The organism is Prochlorococcus marinus str. MIT 9107 (assembly GCF_000759855.1).
GTDB lineage: Bacteria > Cyanobacteriota > Cyanobacteriia > PCC-6307 > Cyanobiaceae > Prochlorococcus_A > Prochlorococcus_A marinus_N.
The window spans coordinates 24,674-45,211 of the sequence record NZ_JNAI01000004.1; the positions used below are offsets into that span (position 1 = coordinate 24,674).

A 20,538-nucleotide genomic window follows, 5' to 3' on the forward strand; every position below is an offset into this window, starting at 1 on the left:
GCGCTTATCTTGGATATTTTTTCATTAATTTTTGAATCTCTTCAGCATGATAACTACTTCGTGTTAAAGGAGAACTTACTACTTGCATAAAACCAAGATTATCTTCTCCAAACAATTTGAAGAAATTAAATTTTGAAGGACTTACAAATCTTTGAACAGGCAAGTGTTTTAGGCCAGGAGATAAATATTGACCAATAGTAACTATATCTACGAAATGATTTTTTAAATCAGAAAGAAGATTTAAAACATCATCATCACTTTCTCCTAATCCCAACATAAATCCGGATTTTGTATAAACACTCGGAAAATATTCTCTTGTGCGTTTCAGCAAATCTAAAGTTCTTTGATAATTACCTTGAGGCCTTACTTTCCTATATAAACCTTTTACAGTTTCAATATTATGATTCAAGACATTTGGTTTTGAATCTAAAACCAATTCAAGCGCTTGCCAATTGCCACAAAAATCAGGGATTAAAAGTTCAATTGTTGTCTCTGGAGATTTTTTTCTCACTTCCAAAACGCATTGATAAAACTGTGATGCACCACCATCATCAAGATCATCTCTATTAACTGATGTAATAACTACGTGTTTAAGATTCAGCCTAGAAACTGCCTCTGCTAAACGATGAGGTTCAGTTGGATCTAAATCTCTTTTAGATCTATCAAAATTAATATCACAATATGGGCAAGCTCTAGTGCAACCGGGTCCCATGATTAAAAAAGTCGCAGTACCACTTGCAAAACATTCACCAATATTTGGACAGCTTGCCTCCTGACAAACTGTATTTAATTTTAAATCACTTAATAAATTTGCTGTGTTGCCTATCCTCTCAAATTGAGGAGCCTTTACTCTTAACCACTCTGGTTTTATTGCTGCATTTTTGGAAATAATAGTCAAATTACTTTGATCAGCTTTATCTGATTTGATTTTAATCAAAATTGTGAAATTTTACTATTTAAATTCATCTGTAGTGAAAAGAAATATTGCCAATTCACCTAAGACTACAAAGTAAACTTAAAAAAATATATGTTCTATAGAAATATATAGAACAGTTTTTAGAACGTAATTTTTAATACAGTAAAAAAACTTATTAATTAAAGTAGAGAATTTTCTTTTACAACTATTAACTTACTTATTTTGTTCTATTTAGTGTTTTTTTTTATAGAATTTGATACAGTAAAAAATATATCTTTAAAAAATTTGACTTTTCAATTCAAAAGGAAAAGATCTCTTCTATCTGAGAAGAATAAAAAGAAAAAATCTATAGGATATGCTAGAGCAATAGATAGTGAAATTTCTTACTTAGATGAACAAATAAAATATTTAAAAGATGAAGGTTGCAATATAATATTTACTGAACTCTTAAGTCTTGATGCAGAAATAAAGCCAGAATTCAACAAAGCTTTAAAAGCGTTGTCCAAAGGAGATGAATTAGTCATAACTAAACTTGACCGGGCTTTTTCTAGTAGAAATGAATGTATAAGAATAATAAATAAACTTTTAAATCAAGATGTTCAGTTACGAACTTTGTCTGGATTTTTTACCTCTAAAAATTCACCAAATCCATCATCTTTAATTTTTAATATTCTATGTGAATTAGATAATTTAGATAATGAGTGCCTAAGAGAAAGGAAAAAAGAAAACGTTTTAAAAAGAAGATTAACTGGAAATAATTTAGGAGGGAGGCCTAAGATTAGTCCCTTAAAGGAATCTCTTGTAATCAGATTGCGTGATGAGGGTCATTCATATCGATCAATTAGAACACAAACAGGAATAGCATTATCAACTATCAGAAGAGTAATTTTAGAAGGAGAGGGTAAATAATATGAATAAAAACGAACTTGAAAATCTTATCAAAGAAAATTTTAAAGATACAGCATTACGTATTTATGAATTAGATAATGAAGATAGAAAAAGTTTATTAGCAGAATATAGAGAATGGATTATTCATGATTTAGATTTTGAAGAAGTGATGATGTTACCTTATGAAGCCTACACTGACAAATTAGATTCTAATTTTTTAGACGATTTAATTTAGTCTCTAATAATATGTCTCTTGTTAAATTCATATATTTCTTTTGCGATTAGGGGTAGTAAAGAAGTATCTATGGAATATTTTTCTCCATTACAAAAAACAACTAATAAAGTTTGTAGTGATTGGCTATTAATCCACCAAGCAGAATCATGTCTTACTTCAGACATTAAGCCTGCTTTACTCCAGAGATTAATGTTTTCTGGTAACCCTTCACCTAAAAAACCATCTATTTGATTAAGAGAATCGTTTTTAAGAACAACTTTATTTAAACTTCTTTTTAAAAAAGTTCTTAAATTTAAGTCATTTGTTTGGTAATCAATATGAATCATAATTTCCTCGAAAACCCTTGCAGCTGAATCAGTAGTCATTACATTTCTATTGTTATTTTCATAGCCATAAAATTCTTTTTCGCGGCCAAATGGACCATCATCCCATGTCTTCTGACAGCAATTGATATCAATCAATTCCTTCCAATCTAAATCATGTAGCCAATCATTTATTATACTTCTTTGATATTTCCAATTTTCCCATAATTCTCCCTCAATACAGGGTCCACTGGTGGTTCCAGTAAGTAAATCAATTAAAAAACTTGTCGCATTATTACTTGAGAAAGACAACATTTTTCTTACAGCATCAATGATTTCATCTGATAATAATAAACTTCCTTTTTTAATCCAATAATATGCCGCGAGGCCATAAACCAACTTAACTACGCTAGCAGGATAAACCTTTTTTTTATTATTAAAACCAAATCCAAAACCTTTAAATACTCTTTTATTTTCACATTTGTAGTTAATCCAAGTTATGGCAATATCTTCTCTTGAAAAATCTTTATTATAAGAGCATACTCTCCCTAAAATATCATTTAAGGCTAGACCCATCTCTTTACTTAAATAGTAGAAGGACATTTTATGGATAATTATAAAGACACTATTTCACTATTTAAACAAACTAATTTTTCAAAAACTATTTGGTGGAAATTAAAAGTTAATATTTCTGGATATCAAAATGAATCAGAAAATAAATTAGTGACCGAAATTTTTAAAAATAGAATTTTTAAATTGCTTTATCCAAATATTCATCAATATAACCAAGAATTTTCGAGGATTCTAGTTCAACTATATGAAGATGGTTACGTCTGTTGGATAAATTTAGATGGATTGATTATTGAGAAATTCGAATTAAGCAAAACAAAGAGTTTTAAAAGTGAACAATCCTTTATCAAGGATAAAATTCCCTCAATTTTGAAATGGATTAAAGATCAATCTGAGTTAAATAATATATACCTTTGGGGAGGCACTTTAGGACCAAATTTTGATTGTTCAGGGTTAATTCAGACTGCTTTTTTCAAGCACAATATTTATTTACCTCGAGACTCTTATCAAATAAAAAGTTTTTGTAAACATCTTTTTTATTTCAAAGAATCTTATGGAGTGCTTGATCCAGGGGATCTTTTATTTTTTGGAAATAAAGAAAAATGCGATCATATTGGAATCTACAAAGGGAATGGCTTATATTACCATTGCTCTGGTAGGGAGTTTGGAAGAAATGGAATAGGATTAGATAGCTTGAATGAATCTAATAATAAAATCTCATTGCATTATAAATCCAAACTAATTTCAGCAGGAAGAGTAGTAAGAAGTTATAGATGGGATAGAACTATAAGATAGCAATAAAATTAAATTTTTAAATATTGCTTATTCTTTTTTTTAGGAATTAACCCACAGTCCAAATATTTTTAATGATTGGCATAAGGGTATCTAAATGTAGAGTACCAACAAGTAGCCAAGCAAAAACAGCTCCGCCACAGCCTCCTAGCCAAAATCCACTTGTAAAATCAGCCCAACCAGCTCTTGTAAATAAATCTTTTGGGGGGTTATTAACCGTAGCATCTGAAGGTTGAACATTAGGTGCTTTGCCAGGTGCATTATATAGAACTAAAAGTGCTGTCATAATATGCACCGCTCCTATAGCTGCTAGTAGCCCTACAGTTAGTGCAAATTCAGAATTTCTTAGTGGGCCAGTCATAGTAAAAGGACCATATAAGAGATAACCAAAAGCAGCTCCAGTTTCTAAACCTCTGAAATTTGGAGAAATACCTTCTCTATAAAAAGGCAAATTATTAATAAAAGCTTTTGTAAAATAGCCGCTATTAACTGGTGTAGCTAAATTTCCAACACATGGGTCATCAACCGTTTTTACTGCCCATTGATCTGCAACACCAATGTCGTGTGGCTGTACAGAATTATCTATGTATTTTTCATCAAACTTGATAGAACTTGTTGATTCTGAGAATGATTTTTGAAAGTCGCTCATTTTTTTTTAATAGTTTAGTGTTTAATAATTTATTCAGTAGCTGTGATAAATCTTCCAATCAATACAATAAAAACAGCCGGCATTGCAATACCAATTAATGGAACAAAAATTGAAGGTAAAAGACTTGTTAAATCAGATGGCATAGTTATTTTAAACATCTTTAAATACTCTAGTATTTTTATAAGAAATAGTGTTACTTTTATTACTAGATGATATAAATATTATTAACTGTTTACATGTTAAAATTTTTCTCAATACTTCTTATTATTTTTATTGGACTATTAATCTTAATTTTTAAAAAACAAAAGCTTAAAAATGCGATAAATATAAAAAAATTTTATCCTAAGAAAGTTAAAAGAGATAGAAAAAATAATAATAAATTTTTATCTAATAAAAAAAGTTTTTCTTACGAGCATGAAGAAAAATATTATTCATTATTTTATAAAAAGTCTCAAAGAAATAAAATGTTCACTCTTTTTCAAGGAAATGCAGAAGATAAATTAAAAGCATTAAAAATTGCCGAAGAATTAGCTGATAAATCAACACTACCAATTTTGCGAAAAGGCTTAAGAGATATTTCTCCTGAGGTTATTGAGATTTCAGCTTTTCTAATAAGAAAATTCAAGTAAAAATTCAATTATTAGTTGGTATTACTTATAGATCTAATTCTGTAAATTGGTCGATTTTGACTTTCATGATATGTCCTAATTAAAAGTTCGCTTAATAAACCAAAGCTGAATAATTGAACACCAGCAATTCCTAATATTAATGAAAACATTAACATCGGACGATTTCCGATATCCTCACCCATAATTTTTAGAACTATCAAATAAGAACTCATGGCAAAGCTTACAAGTATACTTATGATTCCAACAAAACCAAATCCATACATAGGTCTTGTTAAAAATTTTGTCATAAACCAAACAGTTAGTAAATCCATTAAAACTCTAAATGTTCTATCAATTCCATATTTACTAGACCCATATTTCCGGCTTCTATGATTGACTTTAATTTCTTTAATTCTTGCACCTTCAATATTTGCTAAAACTGGCAGAAACCTGTGAAGCTCACCATATAGCTTAATATCATCTATTATCTCTTTTTTAAAAGCTTTTAAAGAGCATCCATAATCATGCAACTTCAAACCTGTTACTTGAGCTATTAATTTATTTGCTATTTTTGATGGGATCTTCCTATTAATTAATTTATCTTTTCTATCAAACCTCCATCCACAGATCAAATCATAGCCATTATTAATTTCTGATATTAATTTAGGAATATCGTTTGGGTCATTCTGTAAATCGCCGTCTAAAGTAATTACAATATCGCCTTTAGAATTATCAAAGCCAGCTGCCATTGCTGCGGTTTGTCCATAATTTTTACGAAGACAAATTACTGAAAGTTCTTGAATTTTAAGAGTTAGTTGTTTTAATACTCGATGAGTATCATCTTTAGAACCATCATTTACGACAATCAATTCGAAATTAAATTTATTAGCTGCCATTACACTTATAACTTCATCTATTAAAAAAACAATACTCTCACTTTCGTTGAAAACAGGAATAATAATAGAGATTAATTGGTTTATATCTGACATTTTTATTTGATAAAAACAATATAATTTTAACTTAACTTAGAACAATAAAATTAAACAAAAAAAATCACCACCAATGTGGTGATTTTTATTATTAAAAGAGATTTTAACCAAACTTACCTGATGTTGATGCAATTACAAAAGCACCAAATGTAAGTATGTTTCCAATTGTGAAATGTGATAACCCAACTAATCTAGCTTGAACAATTGAAAGTGCAACTGGCTTATCTCTCCAGCCTACAAGATTAGCTATTGGTGTCCTCTGATGAGCCCAAACTAATGTTTCAATTAATTCTTGCCAATAACCGCGCCATGATATTAGGAACATGAAACCAGTAGCCCAAACTAGGTGACCGAATAGGAACATCCAAGCCCAAGGAGATAAGGAGTTTACTCCGAAAGGATTGTACCCGTTAATAAGTTGAGCAGAGTTTAACCAAAGGTAATCTCTAAACCAACCCATTAGATAAGTTGCTGATTCATTAAATTGTGCTACGTTACCCTGCCATATTGCTAGATGTTTCCAATGCCAATAGAAGGTTACCCATGCTATTAAATTTAATGCCCAGAACATTGATAAGTAAATGGCATCCCAAGATGAACTATCACAAGTACCTCCTCGACCTGGCCCATCACAAGGGAAAGCATAACCTAAATCTTTTTTATCAGGAATCAATTTTGTTCCTCTAGCATCAAGCGCACCTTTAATAAGAATCAAGGCTGTTGTATGAAGACCTAGAGCAATAGCATGATGTACTAGGAAATCAGCAGGACCAATAGGTAAAAAAGCACTTAATGCATCTTGCCTATTGATTAAATCCATCCAGTAATGATTGCCTGGTAAAGAATTTGCTGCAACGCTAGCAGCACTTGTAGGATCAGATAGTAAAGCATTAAAGCCATACATCATTTTTCCTTGAGCAGCTTGAACAAACTGAGCAAATACAGGCTCAATTAAAATTTGTTTTTCAGGATTTCCAAAAGCTACAACTACATCGTTGTGAACATAGATGCCTAAGGTATGAAAACCTAAAAGCATTGTTACCCAACTAAGGTGACTGATTAAAGCTTCTTTAGTACCTAATACCCTTGCTAGAACGTTATCTCGATTTAGTTCAGGGTCGTAATCCCTTACAAAAAATATTGCTCCATGAGCAAATGCTCCAACCATCAAAAACATAGCTATATATTGATGATGAGTATATAAAGCAGATTGTGTAGTATAGTCTCTTGCAATAAATGCATATGATGGAAGAGCACCCATATGCTGGGCAACTAATGAAGTAGCTACTCCAAGAGCTGCCAATGCTAAACCAAGTTGAAAGTGAAGTGAATTAGTAACTGTTTCATAAAGTCCATCGTGGTTTATACCAAAGCTTCCTTTGTGAGGATCTAAGGGATGTCTAGTATTGTGAGCTTCTGTAATTTCTTTAAGACTATGACCAATACCAAAAGTATTTCTATACATATGTCCAGCGATTATAAAAACTGTACCTATAGCTATATGATGATGCGCTATGTCTGTTAACCATAAAGCTTCACTTTGTGGATGAAGACCTCCTAGAAATGTAAAGATGGCTGTTCCAGCTCCTTCTGCTGTTCCAAAAACTTGTTCTAAGGAGTCAGGATTTTGTGCATATGCACCCCAGTTAAGTGAGAAGAAAGGAGCTAGACCGGCAGGATGAGGAAGAACTGTTAACCAATTATCCCAACCTACATGAATACCTCTAGACTCAGGAATTGCAACGTGAACTAAATGACCTGTCCAAGCAATACTGCTAAATCCAAATAATACTGAAAGATGATGATTTAATCTAGATTCGTTATTCTTGAACCAAGCTAGTGATGGTCTAAACTTTGGTTGTAAATGTAACCAGCCTGCAAACAAAGTCCAACAAGCCAAAATACTCATAAATATAGAAGCTTGAAATAGTTGTTCATTAGTCCTCATACCAATTGTGTACCACCAGTGGTATAGACCTGAATAAGCTATATTGACTGGTCCGTCAGCTCCTGCTTGAGTCATTGCTTCAGTAATTCCGGATCCGAAGTGAGGATCCCAAATAGCATGAGCAATTGGACGAACATGAGTTGGATCTAGAACAAATTGCTCAAAGTTACCCTGCCAAGCAATATGAAATAAGTTACCAGCTACCCAGAGTGCAATTATTGCTAGATGACCAAAATGTGTAGAGAAAAGCTTCTGATAAAGCTTTTCTTCTGTCATACCATCATGACTTTCAAAGTCATGAGCAGTAGCTATTCCGTACCATATTCGTCGAGTTGTTGGGTCCTGAGCTAGACCCTGGTTAAATGATGGAAATTTTGTTGCCATTGAATTAAAAAGGTAAAGTTCAGGTAATTAGCCCAGCCCGAAAAGGCGAGCATGAAAGAAGGCCCAAGTGGTAGCAATACCGCCAACAAGGAAGTGTGTAACGCCTACTGCGCGTCCCTGAGTAATAGATAGGGCTCTTGGTTGAATGGTGGGAGCCACTTTTAGTTTGTTATGAGCCCAAACAATTGATTCGAACAATTCTTGCCAATATCCTCTTCCACTGAAGAGGAACATTAAACTGAATGCCCAAATGAAGTGTGCACCTAAGAACATCAAACCGTACATGCTGATTGATTGTCCATAGCTAGTTAAAACCTGCGAAGCTTGAGCCCACAAGAAATCCCTTAACCAACCATTTATGGTGATGGAACTTTGTGCAAAATTTCCACCTGTGAGTCCCCAAACATCACTCTGCATTTTCCAAGAGAAATGGAATATAACTATTGAAATACAGTTATACATCCAAAATAAACCAAGGAATACATGGTCCCAAGCAGAAACTTGGCAAGTACCTCCTCTTCCTGGACCATCGCAAGGAAATCTAAAGCCTAGAGAAGCTTTATCAGGAATTAGACGAGAATTTCTAGAATATAAAACGCCTTTTAGAAGAATTAGTACACAAACATGGATTTGAAATGCATGTATGTGATGGATCATTAAGTCAGCTGTACCAAGGGGGATTGCCTTCATAGCAATTTTTCCACCAATAGTAATAGTTTCTCCATTAAATACTTGACTTACTCCATTACCTTCAAGGAGAGTTGTACCAATTCCAGAAGATTGTATATTTTGTATCCACTGAGCAAAAACAGGTTGTAATTGAATTGCTTTATCACTAAACATATCTTGAGGTCTTCCTAAAGCTCTCATAGTATCGTTGTGGATATATAGACCAAAACTATGAAAACCTAACCACATACAAACCCAGTTTAGATGACTTATTAGAGCATCTCTGGCTTTGAGGATTCTATCTAAAACGTTACCAATATTTTTAGCAGGGTCATAATCTCTAACCATAGCAATAGCAGCATGTGCTCCTGCCCCAACTATGAACAAGGCGCCTATCCACATATGGTGAGTAAAAGTTCCTAAAACAGTCATATAATCAATTGCCATGTATGGATAAGGAGGCATCGCATACATATGATGAGAGATTATTATTGATAAAGAACCAAGCATTGCTAGGTTGACAGCCAATTGAGCATGTCTACTCTCTGCCATAAATTCGAATAGACCTTGATGACCTTGAGGAGCAGGAAATAAAATTGGATCTCCCTGATGAGCATCTAATATTTCCTTCATGCTATGACCAATACCATAATTAGTTCTATACATATGACCAGCAATAATAAATAGAACTGCTATTGCAACATGATGATGAGCGATATCTGTCATCCATAAACTTCCAGTTACGGGGTTTAATCCACCTTTAAATGTAAGAAAATCAGAGAATGCCCACCAGTTACCTGTAAAGAAGTTTTCAGCTGACCTGGCGGCTAAACCAGGAAATATTTGACTTACTACCGCTGGATTACATAATTCATGAGGCATAGGTAAATCAGCAACAGATGCGATTTCCTTCCCATTTAAAATTAGAGGTGACCCCGCATCAATCGCATCTAAGAGAGCAGCTGTTGGTGCGCCTATGTGAATTATGTGCCCAGCCCAAGCTAAAGAACCTAATCCTAAAAGACCAGCTAAGTGATGGTTCATCATAGACTCAACGTCTTGAAACCACTCCATTTTCGGGGCTGCTTTATGATAGTGGAAGATGCCCGCATGAAGCATCAATGCAGCCATAACTACAGCTCCAATAGCCAAAGCCATTAGTTCTGATTCATTTGTTATGCCCCAAGCTCTCCACATTTGAAATATTCCTGAGCTTATTTGAATTCCGTTATAGTTTGCTCCAAGATCGCCATTTAGCATTTCTTGACCAACAATTGCCCATACTTGCTGAGCACCAGGTTTAACATGTATGGGATCAGCTAACCAACCTGTGTAATTTGAAAATCTAGCTCCATGGAAAAATGCAGCACTCATCCATATAAAAATTACGGCAAGATGTCCAAAGTGAGCTGAAAATATTTTACGTGTAGCTTCTTCAGCATCGCCAGTATGTACATCAAAATCATGTGCATCTGCATGCAAATTCCAGATCCATGTTGTAGTTTTTGGACCTTTAGATAATTTACTTGACCAGAAACCTGGTTTATCTAATTTGGCAAAATCAATTGGTTTTGGATCAGCCTTTACTGGTGATTCCAAAATTTTCTTGTTTTTTTCTCCACTTTCTGGTGGGCTGATGGTCATCTAGCACCTCTAAGTAATAAGTCTTTAAGCAGATTTTCTGAACATAAAGCCTACATTTATTAATAGTAAACTTTTTAGGTTCAAACCAATCAATATAAAGAATTTGGTTACCAAAAATAATAAGCGAAAGATTCTTTGATCATGTGACAAAGTAACAAATGTTTCACTGTTTGTTACTTTTCTCTTTTTTTTGTAAGATCTATTAATATGACTGGGCTTTGAGTATATATACTCATTTTAATAGTAGAATATCTTAAATATTTTTTTATATTTGACGAAAAAATTTTTTCTTTACACTTACAAGATATAATTTCAACATAACAAAAAAAAGAAGTTTTAATTTGAAAGGCATCGCGATAGGTTTATCTAATACGTCGAAAGTAATTTTAAAAAGGCTAAAGAAAACCGAATTTATTGATGAAATTTATATTGCTTGCTCAATTAATGAGAGAAAAATGAAAGATAATGGAATACCTCTCATTAAGCCTAAAGAAGTTTTCAAAAAAAAATGGGAAAATTTAGATTTAATTATCTTTATTGGCTCAATTGGAGCCTCTATTAGATTAATTAATTCTTTTTTAACCACTAAGGATAAGGATCCTGGTGTAATAGTAATTGATAAAAAAGGCTCTAAAATCATACCTATAATTGGTTCACATCAATCAAATACACAAAATATTGCATTTCAGATTTCTAATTTATTTGGTGGCAAAATAATAGAAACTAATAATTCAAATGATCAAAACAATCTGAATATTGATTCTTTTGGAAAACAGTGGGGGTGGAAAAGATCTGGCGAATCAAAAGATTGGTCAAAGCTTGTAATACAACAAGCTAATAACGAAGAAATATTTTGCAAACAATTATCGGGTAATATTTTATGGAGAAATTCTGAATCATCTAGGCATATTAAATATTTAGTTGAGACAGATCCTTATTTAGAAAGCTCGACTTTTGATATCAGCGTATATACTCATCACAAGAAAACATGGCATCCTTCTACATTATGGGTTGGCATAGGTTGCGAGAGAAATACCAGCAAAGAATTAATAGCAAATTCTTTAAATAAATTTTTCAAGTCAAGTTACTTATCACAGCATTCAATTGCGGGCTTTGCAACTATTGATATTAAAAAAGACGAGAAGGGGATTTTAGAACTTGCTGAAGAAAATAACGTGCCTGTAAAGTTTTTCAGTAAAGAAGATCTTTCAAAAGTGATTGTTCCAAATCCATCAAATGTAGTGCAAAAGGAAATTGGCACATCTTCAGTAGCAGAAGCTTCTTGCTTACTCGCAGCAGGAGAAGAATCAAAATTATTACAAGAAAAGAGAATTTTTAAAAATGAAGATTTGTCGACAATTAAATCTGGTGCAGTAACTATCGCCATAGCAGAATCAAAAAATCAATATTATCCGGCCAATGGCGAAATACATATTATTGGAAGTGGGCCTGGAGATATCTCTTTCCTAACCAATAACGCAAGAAAAGCACTTTCAAAATGTACTGTTTGGATCGGATACAAAATGTATTTAGATTTAATTGAGCCATTAAAAAGGAGTGACCAGGTTTTAATTGAAAGTAAACTTACTGAGGAAAAAAAAAGATGCAACAAAGCAATAAAACTAGCCGAACAAGGAATAAAAGTGGCTTTAATTTCGTCAGGTGAATCTGGATTTTATGGTATGGCTGGTTTACTTTTAGAACTACTTCAAAAAATCAAAAAAGAATATAGGCCTTACTTTGAAGTGCATCCTGGGATAAGTAGCGTACAATTGGCTGCTGCTCTCAGTGGGGCACCATTAATTAATGACTTTTGTTCAATAAGCTTAAGTAATAAGTTAACACCTTGGTCTTTAATAGAAAAAAGAATTGAAGGAGCTCTATTAGGTGACTTTGTAATAGTTTTTTTTAATCCTCAATCAACTGAAAGAAATTGGCAGTTAAAAAGTGCAACTGATCTATGTTTAAAATTTAGACAAGGAGATACTCCTGTTTTAATAGCTAGGCAAGTCGGGAGAGAAAATCAATCCAAAAAATTCTTTACTTTAAAAACCATTCCTTTTAAAGAAATTGATATGTTATCAATAATCATTATTGGTAATTCTCAAACCACTTTAATGGATGAAATATTTCTTACGTCCAGAGGCTATTTACAAAAATAAATTAAGATAATTAATTATTAATCAAGAATATTCCTTTGCTTTTTTCTAATAATAATATTAATCTCTTATAGAAAGTATTAAATAATTCATTGAACAATATTGGTTTAATTTTATTTGACATAGATGGTGTAATACGTAGCGTAGAGAATAGTTACAGGCTTTCATTAATAAAAACAGTTTACAAATTTTCAGGCTGGGAGCCAACCTATATAGATATTGATAGTGCAAAAAATGAAGGAATCTGGAATAATGATTGGGATTTAAGTTTAGAACTCATAAAAAGATGGATAAAAAAAAAGAACTTAAATATTGAAATACCTTCAAGAAAAGAAATCGTTAAATCTTTTGGAGAATTTTATTTTGGAGGAAATCCCAATAAAAATAGTAAGAATTGGTCTGGATTCATAAAAAACGAAAAATTATTAGTTGATAAAAAGTTTTTTGAATCATTACAAAGCAATGGAATAATTTGGGGTTTTGTGAGCGGTGCAGAGTCTGTTTCTGCAAAATTTATTTTAGAAAATAGGCTTGGCCTAAAATCACCTCCATTAGTATCAATGGAAGATGCCCCAGACAAGCCTGATCCAAAAGGGTTTATTAACTTATCAAAAAAGCTTCTTGGAGATAAATTTGGCCCATCAAATTTGCCCATTGCATATGTAGGAGATACTATTGCAGATATAAAAACAGTTATCAATGCTAGAAAGGAAATACCATCTCAGAAATTTATAAGTATTGGTATAGCTCCCCCTCATTTACATTTAAAGTCTAGATTAAAAGAACGTCATGAATATGAAATAAATTTAAAAAAAGTAGGTGCTGACTTGATTCTAAATTCTATTAATGACCTAACAGATATTAATCTTAACTTATTTTAAAAATAACAATTAAAAAATTTTTAAACAGAATCTCTATAAAAGCAATCAGGGAAGTAAATTTAAAGATTAAGGAAAATTTTATTAGCTACAAAATTACAAAAAACTTTTCTCACATAGAAAAGATTAATCTTTATATCTGATTAAATGCTAGTTAAAAACAAAATTTATCACTAATGTAAAAAAATTCAGAACTAATAAAAACGGTGGAGGAGCTCCGTTGACGATCAAAAAATAGTACTTAAGCCAACTTATAGGAATTTATACGAACTAACTTAATTTCTAAAAAGGGTCTTGGCCAAACATTCGCCACAACTTTTTTAATTTTCAGCAATACTTATACTGAAGAACAAAGCCTTAAAATGATCTATATCAAAGCTATATCCTAAATTCTCGGATTCATAACTACTTACACTTACCTGAAAACCACGGAGAGAGAGGGATTCGAACCCTCGACAAAAGTTACCTCCTGTAACTCCTTAGCAGGGAGCCGCTTTCAACCACTCAGCCACCTCTCCAGTTCTTATACATTATCAATATTTTTGCAAACATTCAAAATTTTTTATTTAATCGAAATGTCTAATCAACTTGAACTCTAGGTAATCTATTTTTAAAAGAGCAAAGAATTTCCCACGGAATAGTATTAGATTCTCTGGCCCAATCAATAGGAGAAATTGTTTTGTCTCCATCAGATCCTAGTAAAACCATAGTACTTCCAATTTTAATTTCATTTGATCCTGTTATGTCCACCATCATTTGATCCATAGTTATTGATCCAACTTGTGGGTAAAATTTATTATTATGAATAACGTTCATCTTTCCTGAAAGATTTCTTGGTACTCCATCTGCATAACCAATACTTAATACAGCCAACTTAGTTTTTCTACTACTTACAAATTTGCCTCCATAACTTACGCCTACACCTTTATCAATAATTCTTATAAAAGCTACTTTGACCTTCAAAAATAAAGCTGGTTTAAGCGATAAATTTTTATCTATTTTTAGAAGAGGACTATATCCATACATAGATAGCCCAACACGTACCATTTGATGATGAAAATCTTTATTGAGAAGCATGCCCGCGGAATTAGCCAAATGAATCTTGATATTTTGATTTTTCTCAACGTTAATTTGCTTTAATAATTCCTGAAACTTCTTTTTTTGCAATTGCGCACTGCTTGAAGGATCTAATGCGTTCTGTTTATCTGCAGATGATAAATGACTATAAATTCCTTTTATAGAAATATTTTCAAAAGATTTTATTTTTTCAAATTGCTGAACAAATTTATTACATTCAAATCCTAATCTTGACATTCCAGTATCAACTTTAAGATGTAAAGAAAATTTCGACCCAAATTGCTTTCCAATATTATTGCAAATTAAACAATCTCTTATACTGCTGATAGTTGGCATAAGATCATTTTTAAAAGAGATTATTAAATCCCTTTTGGTATGCAAATTGCCTAGTATAAGAATTGGTATTTTAACTCCATAAGAACGAAGCTTAATCCCTTCTTTTAAAGTGGCAACTCCTAATTGCGAAGCTCCACCTTTGATAGCATATTTAGATACTACTTTTGCATCATGTCCATATCCATCAGCTTTAACAACTGCCATAAATTGACAGCTTTTACTTAATTTCGATCTTAACTCCCTTACATTTGTTTCTAGTGCCTTTCCTCTAACTTCAATCCATGCTCTTTGTTTTGGATCTATATCTTTTTCAGAAGTTGGATAGGTGTCAAAATTTAATTCCTGGTTTGTTTGCCGAATTTGCATTAACTTTGCACAATTAGATGCGCTAATCGAAATATACAGTTAGCATGACATGTAAATTGTATTTTGGCATGAGCCAGACTCTAGTATTAAATGCATCTTATGAACCTTTAAACATTACTTCTTGGCGAAGAGCTGTAATCTTGATGATCAAAGGTAAAGCAGAAAGCTTAGAGGAAGATAAATCTTGCTCAATACATTGCGACAAAAAATTACCTACAGTTATAAGACTTCGTTACTACGTAAAGATACCTTTCAGGGAAGTTTCTTTAACAAGGAAAAATATTCTTCTAAGAGATAATAATGCTTGCCAATACTGTAACTATAGAGGGAGTGATTTATCAATAGATCATGTTTTACCAAGAAGCCGAGGTGGAACAGATAATTGGGAAAATGTTACTACGGCATGTCTAAGATGTAATGTACAAAAAGGTAACCGTACGCCAGAAGAGGCAAACATGCCTTTAAAACGAAAGCCATACCGTCCACTAAGTAATCTTAATTTTGAGGCTACAAGACAAATTGACTCTGGCAGGCATAAAGAATGGAGTAAATACGTAATAGGGGGGAAATAATAAAATAAATTCTTAATTTACTGGGTTATTAAAATCTTCCATCATTCTCTTTTGTTCTTGAGCGATACACTCATCAATTACTTCATCCAATTGACCAGCAAGAATTGGTTCAAGAGAAAAATTAGAACACAATCTATGATCAGTTGTTCTGTTATCTTTAAAATTATAAGTTCTAATTTTTTCACTCCTATCGCCAGTTCCTACCTGTGAAAGCCTTTGTGATCTTTCTTTAGCATTTGCTTCTTTTAATTGAATTTCATATAGTTTGGCTCTTAAAATTTCCATTGCTCGTTCACGATTTTGCAATTGCGATCTTTCTTGAGTACAAAAGACTCTTATACCTGTTGGCTTATGAAGAAGATCAATAGCAGTCTCTACCTTATTAACATTTTGTCCCCCTGCCCCTCCTGATCTTGCTGTACCAACCTCTAAATCGGTTGGATCAATCTTAACCTCAACAGGATCAGCTTCAGGCATTACAGCGACTGTAGCCGTAGAAGTGTGAACTCTACCTTGAGATTCAGTGGCTGGAACTCTTTGTACTCTATGTACACCAGCCTCGAACTTAAGTTGACTATATACTGAATCTCCCTTAACAGAGATCACTAACTCTTTGAATCCTCCCATATCAGACTCAGACGCACTAACAGGTTTTACTGACCATCCAACTTTTTGCCCATATCTTTCATACATTCTTGCTAAATCTCCTGCCCATATACATGCTTCATTACCTCCAGCACCTGCTCTGATTTCCAACATTACACTTCTCTCATCTCTTGGATCTTTTGGTAATAAAGCGATTGTGGTTTTTTGAATAAGTTCATTCTTACATTCCTCTAAGTTAGTTAACTCCTCATTTATTAAGGATTCCATCTCTTTATCATTTCTATTCTCTTTAAGTAGGTTTTTCGAATCTTCAATTTCCTTGTCAGTATCAAGCAACTTCTTAAAATCAACCACCAAAGGTTCCAATTTTGACCTTTCTCTTGCTATTGATTCTAATTTTTTAGGATCATTAGCTATATCAGGATCTGCAAGCTGTATCTCCAAACTTTCAAAACTTTCTGAAGCAGCTTTCAACCTTGCAATTAGTGTTGAGTATTCCAATTAAAATAGAGATTAATTTTTGAAAATTCTATTTATTAGAATCGTTTTCTTCTTTTTGATCTTTTGATGTAGCTGAATTTGCTGAACCCATTCCATATTTTTTCATAAACCTATCAACTCTTCCTTCTGTATCAAGAATTTTTTGAGTTCCAGTGAAGAAAGGATGATTACCACTCCATACATCAACATGTAGTTCAGGCTGAGTTGAGCCTGTCGTCATTACAACTTCACCATTACAAATAACTTTTGCATCTGGATACCATTTTGGGTGGATTTCTGATTTTGGCATAATTAAATTTCCTTTAGCGTTTAGAGAATTGTGGAGCTTTTCTTGCTTTTTTAAGACCATATTTTCTTCTTTCCTTAGCTCTAGGATCTCTACTTAGATGACCTTCAGTTTTTAGGGGTTTCCGGTTGTCGGGAGACAATTCGCAAAGTGCCCTGGCGGCACCTTGCTTAATAGCATCTGCCTGGCCTGTCAATCCACCACCAAAAACATTAACAAAAATATCATAAGAATTTTCTAGACCTAACGTTTGCAAAGGAGCTTTTACAGAATTCAAGTGAAGCGGATTAAAGTTTAAATAATCATCTCCTGCACGACCATTAATTTTAATTTGTCCAGTTCCTGGGATCAAACGAACTCTAGCAACTGAAGTTTTTCTTCTTCCAGTTCCCCAATAAACAGCTTTGTTTTTTATTTGACTATTCATATTAATGAGTTAACTATTTAATAATACAGGATTCTGGGCAGCATGAGGATGATCAGCACCTTTATAAACCTTTAGTTTTTTAAATTGCTGTCTTCCTAAAGAATTATGTGGAAGCATGCCCTTAACAGCTTGCTCTATAATTCTTTCAGGAATTCTTGCTTGAAGAGACTCAAATTTTTCAATTTTCATTCCTCCTGGTCTACCAGAATGTCTCCTATATAACTTTTGTGATGATTTTTTACCTGTAACTTCAATCTTTTCGGCATTGACAACAATGACAAAGTCACCTGTATCTAAATGAGGAGTAAATGTTGGTTTATTTTTTCCTCTTAAAACAGTTGCGATTTCTGTGGCAAGTCTTCCAAGTGTCTTATCCTTTGCGTCAACTAAAAACCAATCTCTTTCAATGGTTTCTATAGACGGAGTAATTGTTTTATTCATTTACCAAGTTTATGCAAATAAATTTAAATTAAGTCTTAAATTCTACCTTATTGAAGGAGTTTTAAACAATAATTTTGGATAATTTACACAAATAAATTGCTAAAACCAAATTCAGTTAAGAAAAACCCTTAATCAAGAATACTGGAAAAAAATCTTTTTTATTGATCTTTTTAAAAACATTTTCGGCATAAACGGCATTTACAAAACATAATCCCTTAGCTGGTGCAGATTCTTTAACATCATTTTTCTTTTTATTTACCCATCTATCTGTAAAAATTTCTGGCGATATTTTTTTTTCTCCAACTAACACTAGTTGACCAACAATTAAACGGACCATTCCATAGAGAAATCCAGTAGCTTTAATATCAACCAATATCAAATCCTCTACTCTTTTAATATCTATATTTTTTATCTTTGTAATAGAAGTTGTCCTGTTGCTACCACTTTTCTGAAAAGCAAAAAAATCGTGTTCTCCTTCCATACTCTTTGATGCATTTAACATTAAAACTTCATCTAGTACTTTTTGATACCGATGCCATGACCAATTGTTTATGAACAAATTAGGAAATTTACTGTTATTAATGACATATCGATAATGTCTATACATTGCTGAATAGCATGCATGCCAACTATCTTCAATCTCAACCGATTCCAAGATTCTAATTGTAGAGGGTAAAAGACTATTTAGTAAGCTTGAATAACGATTACCTGGGATAATGCAATCAATATCAAAGTGTACTACTTGACCTGATGCATGAACCCCTGCATCGGTTCTACCTGCAGCAAAAGTCTTCACTACCTGACATGTAACTTTAAAAAGAGCTTTTTCTATAATTTGCTGAACTGTAGTTGCATTTTTTTGCCTTTGCCAGCCTGAATAGTTAGATCCATCATATTGAACTAGTAAAGCTACCCTTTTCAAAAATTAAATTTATAAAAAACTTTAATTAACTAACTTAAACAAGCTCGATTATAGCCATTTGAGCGTTATCACCTTTTCTAGATACGGTTCTAACTATTCGAGTATAACCACCTTTTCTATCTCCATATCTTTCTTTTGCTTTTTCAAATAATGAATGAACTAATTTCTTATCATAAATATATCCAATAGCCCTTCTCCTAGAAGCCAAGCTACCATCTTTAGCAAGAGAAATCATTCTTTCTGCTTGATTTCTTAAAGCTTTTGCTCTAGCTTTTGTTGTTGTTACTCTACCTTCCCTAATTAATTGTGTAGTCAAACCTCTTAAAAGTGCTTTCCTCTGGTCAGCAGGTTTACTTAATAATGGAATTCTAAGTTGGTGTCTCATGATCTTTAAAAATTGTTAAACGGAGGTTCTACTTTGAGGGATAGAAATTCCTATGCGCTCAAGAGCTTCAATAACCTCATCTGCAGATTTAGAGCCAAAGTTCTTAATTTCTAGAAGATCTTCATAGCTAAAACCCATTAAATCTGAAACTGAGTTAACTTGAGCTCTTTTTAAACAATTATATGCTCTAACGGACAAGTTTAGTTCCTCAAGAGGAATTTGAGCTTCAGGAGATGGTTCAGGTTCTTCAGGGATCTCCTCCACCATTGTAACAGTGGCAAGAGGTTGAAAGAGTTCTATTAACTGGTTTGCAGCTTCGGCAATAGCATCATCAGGACTAGTTGAACCATCTGTTACTACTTCCATTTTTAGTCTTTCTCTGCCGGTTCCGCCTTCTGCTACAGCAGTTTCATCAATCGTAAAATTAACTCTTTTCACTGGCATAAATACAGCATCTATTTGAAGTAAATCAATAGCAGTTGTCTCTTCATCTCTACGATCGACGGGTCTATATCCCACGCCTCTTTCAACATGAATTTCTAACTCTAAATTATGACCTTCCTGAATAGTTGCAATCGGTTTTTCGCCATCAACTATTTCAACTTGAGATGAGAATTGAATATCATTCGCCTTCACCTCCATTGGACCACTTGCTACTAACCTACCTATTTCAAGTTCTGGGTTAGAACTATTAATTGATAACTGCTTACAATTGAGAAGAATATCTAAAACGTCTTCCCTAACTCCAGGAATTGTTGCATATTCATGGTTAATTCCTGCTATTCTTACTGCAGTAACTGCACTTCCTTCAAGCCCTCCCATAAGGACTCTTCTAAGCGAATTACCTAAAGTTGTAGCTTGTCCCCTCTCTAAAGGGCCAATTAAAAAAGTTCCTGTTTGGGAGCGATCATCTGATACTTGATGGTCGATTCTGTCAATCTGGTATTGCAACACGGAAGAAAATAAGGTTAAAGTTTTTTTTGGGGGG

The 20,538-nt window shown here is 32.9% G+C and carries 22 protein-coding genes and 1 tRNA gene; 7 read left to right on the forward strand and 16 right to left on the reverse strand.

From position 1 onward, the window contains the following. Window positions 1-4: 4 nt before the first annotated feature. Window positions 5-898 carry a lipoyl synthase gene (gene lipA / locus EU92_RS06505; RefSeq protein WP_193741746.1) on the reverse strand — a complete coding sequence of 298 codons (894 nt, stop codon included), beginning with the start codon at window positions 896-898 and terminating at the stop codon, window positions 5-7. A gap of 303 nt (window positions 899-1,201) precedes the next feature. On the opposite strand from lipA, the gene EU92_RS06500 reads away from it, so the two are divergent. Both EU92_RS06500 and EU92_RS06495 read left to right on the forward strand, forming a co-directional pair. Further along, on the forward strand, window positions 1,202-1,825 hold the full coding sequence (locus EU92_RS06500; RefSeq protein WP_241432555.1) for a recombinase family protein: 624 nt from the start codon (window positions 1,202-1,204) through the stop codon (window positions 1,823-1,825). Window position 1,826: 1 nt separating this feature from the next. Further along, complete coding sequence (locus EU92_RS06495) at window positions 1,827-2,039, forward strand: hypothetical protein (protein WP_032513790.1); 213 nt, start codon at window positions 1,827-1,829, stop codon at window positions 2,037-2,039. On the opposite strand, the gene EU92_RS06490 is transcribed toward EU92_RS06495, so the two are convergent. Continuing rightward, on the reverse strand, window positions 2,036-2,944 hold the full coding sequence (locus tag EU92_RS06490) for a serine hydrolase (RefSeq protein WP_032513789.1): 909 nt from the start codon (window positions 2,942-2,944) through the stop codon (window positions 2,036-2,038). The two genes, EU92_RS06495 and EU92_RS06490, sit on opposite strands and share 4 nt — an antisense overlap. A gap of 3 nt (window positions 2,945-2,947) precedes the next feature. Between EU92_RS06490 and EU92_RS06485 the strand changes: the two genes are divergently transcribed. Further along, window positions 2,948-3,706, forward strand: coding sequence for a C40 family peptidase (locus tag EU92_RS06485; protein WP_032513788.1), 759 nt, complete (start codon window positions 2,948-2,950; stop codon window positions 3,704-3,706). A gap of 46 nt (window positions 3,707-3,752) precedes the next feature. On the opposite strand, the gene EU92_RS06480 is transcribed toward EU92_RS06485, so the two are convergent. Both EU92_RS06480 and EU92_RS06475 read right to left on the reverse strand, forming a co-directional pair. Further along, entirely contained in the window at window positions 3,753-4,352 is a 600-nt protein-coding gene (locus tag EU92_RS06480) for a photosystem I reaction center protein subunit XI (protein ID WP_032513787.1), read from the reverse strand. A gap of 29 nt (window positions 4,353-4,381) precedes the next feature. Beyond that, complete coding sequence (locus EU92_RS06475; RefSeq protein ID WP_032513820.1) at window positions 4,382-4,495, reverse strand: photosystem I reaction center subunit VIII; 114 nt, start codon at window positions 4,493-4,495, stop codon at window positions 4,382-4,384. Between the two features lie 93 nt (window positions 4,496-4,588). Between EU92_RS06475 and EU92_RS06470 the strand changes: the two genes are divergently transcribed. Then, window positions 4,589-4,981, forward strand: a complete 393-nt coding sequence (locus EU92_RS06470; RefSeq protein WP_032513786.1) for a hypothetical protein — start codon at window positions 4,589-4,591, stop codon at window positions 4,979-4,981. Between the two features lie 11 nt (window positions 4,982-4,992). Here the strand turns inward: EU92_RS06470 and EU92_RS06465 are convergent, their stop codons facing one another. The 3 genes from EU92_RS06465 to psaA all read right to left on the reverse strand — a co-directional run bounded on the left by EU92_RS06465 (window position 4,993) and on the right by psaA (window position 10,594). After that, window positions 4,993-5,949 (reverse strand): glycosyltransferase family 2 protein, encoded by a 957-nt coding sequence (locus EU92_RS06465; RefSeq protein ID WP_032513785.1) that lies wholly within the window; start codon window positions 5,947-5,949, stop codon window positions 4,993-4,995. Window positions 5,950-6,052: 103 nt separating this feature from the next. Further along, window positions 6,053-8,281, reverse strand: coding sequence for a photosystem I core protein PsaB (psaB, locus tag EU92_RS06460; protein WP_032513784.1), 2,229 nt, complete (start codon window positions 8,279-8,281; stop codon window positions 6,053-6,055). Window positions 8,282-8,308: 27 nt separating this feature from the next. Further along, complete coding sequence (gene psaA, locus EU92_RS06455) at window positions 8,309-10,594, reverse strand: photosystem I core protein PsaA (RefSeq protein ID WP_032513783.1); 2,286 nt, start codon at window positions 10,592-10,594, stop codon at window positions 8,309-8,311. A gap of 341 nt (window positions 10,595-10,935) precedes the next feature. Between psaA and cobJ the strand changes: the two genes are divergently transcribed. Together cobJ and EU92_RS06445 are read left to right on the forward strand one after the other, a co-directional pair. Beyond that, a complete protein-coding gene (gene cobJ, locus EU92_RS06450; protein WP_032513781.1) occupies window positions 10,936-12,756 on the forward strand; it encodes a precorrin-3B C(17)-methyltransferase in 1,821 nt (606 codons plus the stop codon). Between the two features lie 89 nt (window positions 12,757-12,845). Beyond that, entirely contained in the window at window positions 12,846-13,634 is a 789-nt protein-coding gene (locus EU92_RS06445) for a TIGR01548 family HAD-type hydrolase (RefSeq protein ID WP_032513780.1), read from the forward strand. A 426-nt stretch (window positions 13,635-14,060) separates the two neighbouring features. Here the strand turns inward: EU92_RS06445 and EU92_RS06440 are convergent. Both EU92_RS06440 and alr read right to left on the reverse strand, forming a co-directional pair. Next, window positions 14,061-14,149, reverse strand: a tRNA-Ser gene (locus EU92_RS06440). A 61-nt stretch (window positions 14,150-14,210) separates the two neighbouring features. Next, window positions 14,211-15,410 (reverse strand): alanine racemase, encoded by a 1,200-nt coding sequence (alr, locus tag EU92_RS06435; RefSeq protein WP_032513779.1) that lies wholly within the window; start codon window positions 15,408-15,410, stop codon window positions 14,211-14,213. Window positions 15,411-15,478: 68 nt separating this feature from the next. Here alr and EU92_RS06430 point away from each other — a divergent pair, with 68 nt between their 5' ends. Continuing rightward, window positions 15,479-15,982 carry an HNH endonuclease gene (locus tag EU92_RS06430; protein ID WP_193741745.1) on the forward strand — a complete coding sequence of 168 codons (504 nt, stop codon included), beginning with the start codon at window positions 15,479-15,481 and terminating at the stop codon, window positions 15,980-15,982. Window positions 15,983-15,994: 12 nt separating this feature from the next. On the opposite strand, the gene prfA is transcribed toward EU92_RS06430, so the two are convergent. The 7 genes from prfA to EU92_RS06395 form a co-directional block, all read right to left on the reverse strand. Then, on the reverse strand, window positions 15,995-17,089 hold the full coding sequence (prfA, locus tag EU92_RS06425) for a peptide chain release factor 1 (protein ID WP_032513777.1): 1,095 nt from the start codon (window positions 17,087-17,089) through the stop codon (window positions 15,995-15,997). Window positions 17,090-17,117: 28 nt separating this feature from the next. Continuing rightward, window positions 17,118-17,378, reverse strand: a complete 261-nt coding sequence (rpmE, locus tag EU92_RS06420) for a 50S ribosomal protein L31 (RefSeq protein WP_032513776.1) — start codon at window positions 17,376-17,378, stop codon at window positions 17,118-17,120. 13 nt (window positions 17,379-17,391) lie between these two features. Continuing rightward, window positions 17,392-17,802, reverse strand: a complete 411-nt coding sequence (gene rpsI, locus EU92_RS06415) for a 30S ribosomal protein S9 (RefSeq protein WP_032513774.1) — start codon at window positions 17,800-17,802, stop codon at window positions 17,392-17,394. Window positions 17,803-17,811: 9 nt separating this feature from the next. After that, on the reverse strand, window positions 17,812-18,243 hold the full coding sequence (gene rplM / locus EU92_RS06410; RefSeq protein ID WP_032513773.1) for a 50S ribosomal protein L13: 432 nt from the start codon (window positions 18,241-18,243) through the stop codon (window positions 17,812-17,814). 115 nt (window positions 18,244-18,358) lie between these two features. Further along, window positions 18,359-19,165 (reverse strand): tRNA pseudouridine(38-40) synthase TruA, encoded by an 807-nt coding sequence (gene truA, locus EU92_RS06405; RefSeq protein ID WP_032513772.1) that lies wholly within the window; start codon window positions 19,163-19,165, stop codon window positions 18,359-18,361. Between the two features lie 34 nt (window positions 19,166-19,199). Beyond that, window positions 19,200-19,550 (reverse strand): 50S ribosomal protein L17, encoded by a 351-nt coding sequence (rplQ, locus tag EU92_RS06400; protein WP_032513770.1) that lies wholly within the window; start codon window positions 19,548-19,550, stop codon window positions 19,200-19,202. A 15-nt stretch (window positions 19,551-19,565) separates the two neighbouring features. Then, the gene (locus EU92_RS06395; protein WP_032513769.1) at window positions 19,566-20,504 is read right to left on the reverse strand and encodes a DNA-directed RNA polymerase subunit alpha; all 939 of its coding nucleotides are present in this window, start codon (window positions 20,502-20,504) and stop codon (window positions 19,566-19,568) included. Window positions 20,505-20,538: the final 34 nt, after the last annotated feature.

Excerpts from the sequence above, each read along its gene's own strand:
- EU92_RS06495 (WP_032513790.1), top strand. The coding sequence starts at position 1,827 with ATGAATAAAAACGAACTTGAAAATCTTATCAAAGAAAATTTTAAAGAT.
- EU92_RS06490 (WP_032513789.1), bottom strand. The coding sequence starts at position 2,944 with ATGTCCTTCTACTATTTAAGTAAAGAGATGGGTCTAGCCTTAAATGAT.
- EU92_RS06485 (WP_032513788.1), top strand. The coding sequence starts at position 2,948 with ATGGATAATTATAAAGACACTATTTCACTATTTAAACAAACTAATTTT.
- EU92_RS06480 (WP_032513787.1), bottom strand. The coding sequence starts at position 4,352 with ATGAGCGACTTTCAAAAATCATTCTCAGAATCAACAAGTTCTATCAAG.
- EU92_RS06475 (WP_032513820.1), bottom strand. The coding sequence starts at position 4,495 with ATGCCATCTGATTTAACAAGTCTTTTACCTTCAATTTTTGTTCCATTA.
- EU92_RS06470 (WP_032513786.1), top strand. The coding sequence starts at position 4,589 with ATGTTAAAATTTTTCTCAATACTTCTTATTATTTTTATTGGACTATTA.
- EU92_RS06465 (WP_032513785.1), bottom strand. The coding sequence starts at position 5,949 with ATGTCAGATATAAACCAATTAATCTCTATTATTATTCCTGTTTTCAAC.
- psaB (WP_032513784.1), bottom strand. The coding sequence starts at position 8,281 with ATGGCAACAAAATTTCCATCATTTAACCAGGGTCTAGCTCAGGACCCA.
- psaA (WP_032513783.1), bottom strand. The coding sequence starts at position 10,594 with ATGACCATCAGCCCACCAGAAAGTGGAGAAAAAAACAAGAAAATTTTG.
- alr (WP_032513779.1), bottom strand. The coding sequence starts at position 15,410 with ATGCAAATTCGGCAAACAAACCAGGAATTAAATTTTGACACCTATCCA.
- EU92_RS06430 (WP_193741745.1), top strand. The coding sequence starts at position 15,479 with ATGAGCCAGACTCTAGTATTAAATGCATCTTATGAACCTTTAAACATT.
- rpmE (WP_032513776.1), bottom strand. The coding sequence starts at position 17,378 with ATGCCAAAATCAGAAATCCACCCAAAATGGTATCCAGATGCAAAAGTT.
- rpsI (WP_032513774.1), bottom strand. The coding sequence starts at position 17,802 with ATGAATAGTCAAATAAAAAACAAAGCTGTTTATTGGGGAACTGGAAGA.
- rplM (WP_032513773.1), bottom strand. The coding sequence starts at position 18,243 with ATGAATAAAACAATTACTCCGTCTATAGAAACCATTGAAAGAGATTGG.
- rplQ (WP_032513770.1), bottom strand. The coding sequence starts at position 19,550 with ATGAGACACCAACTTAGAATTCCATTATTAAGTAAACCTGCTGACCAG.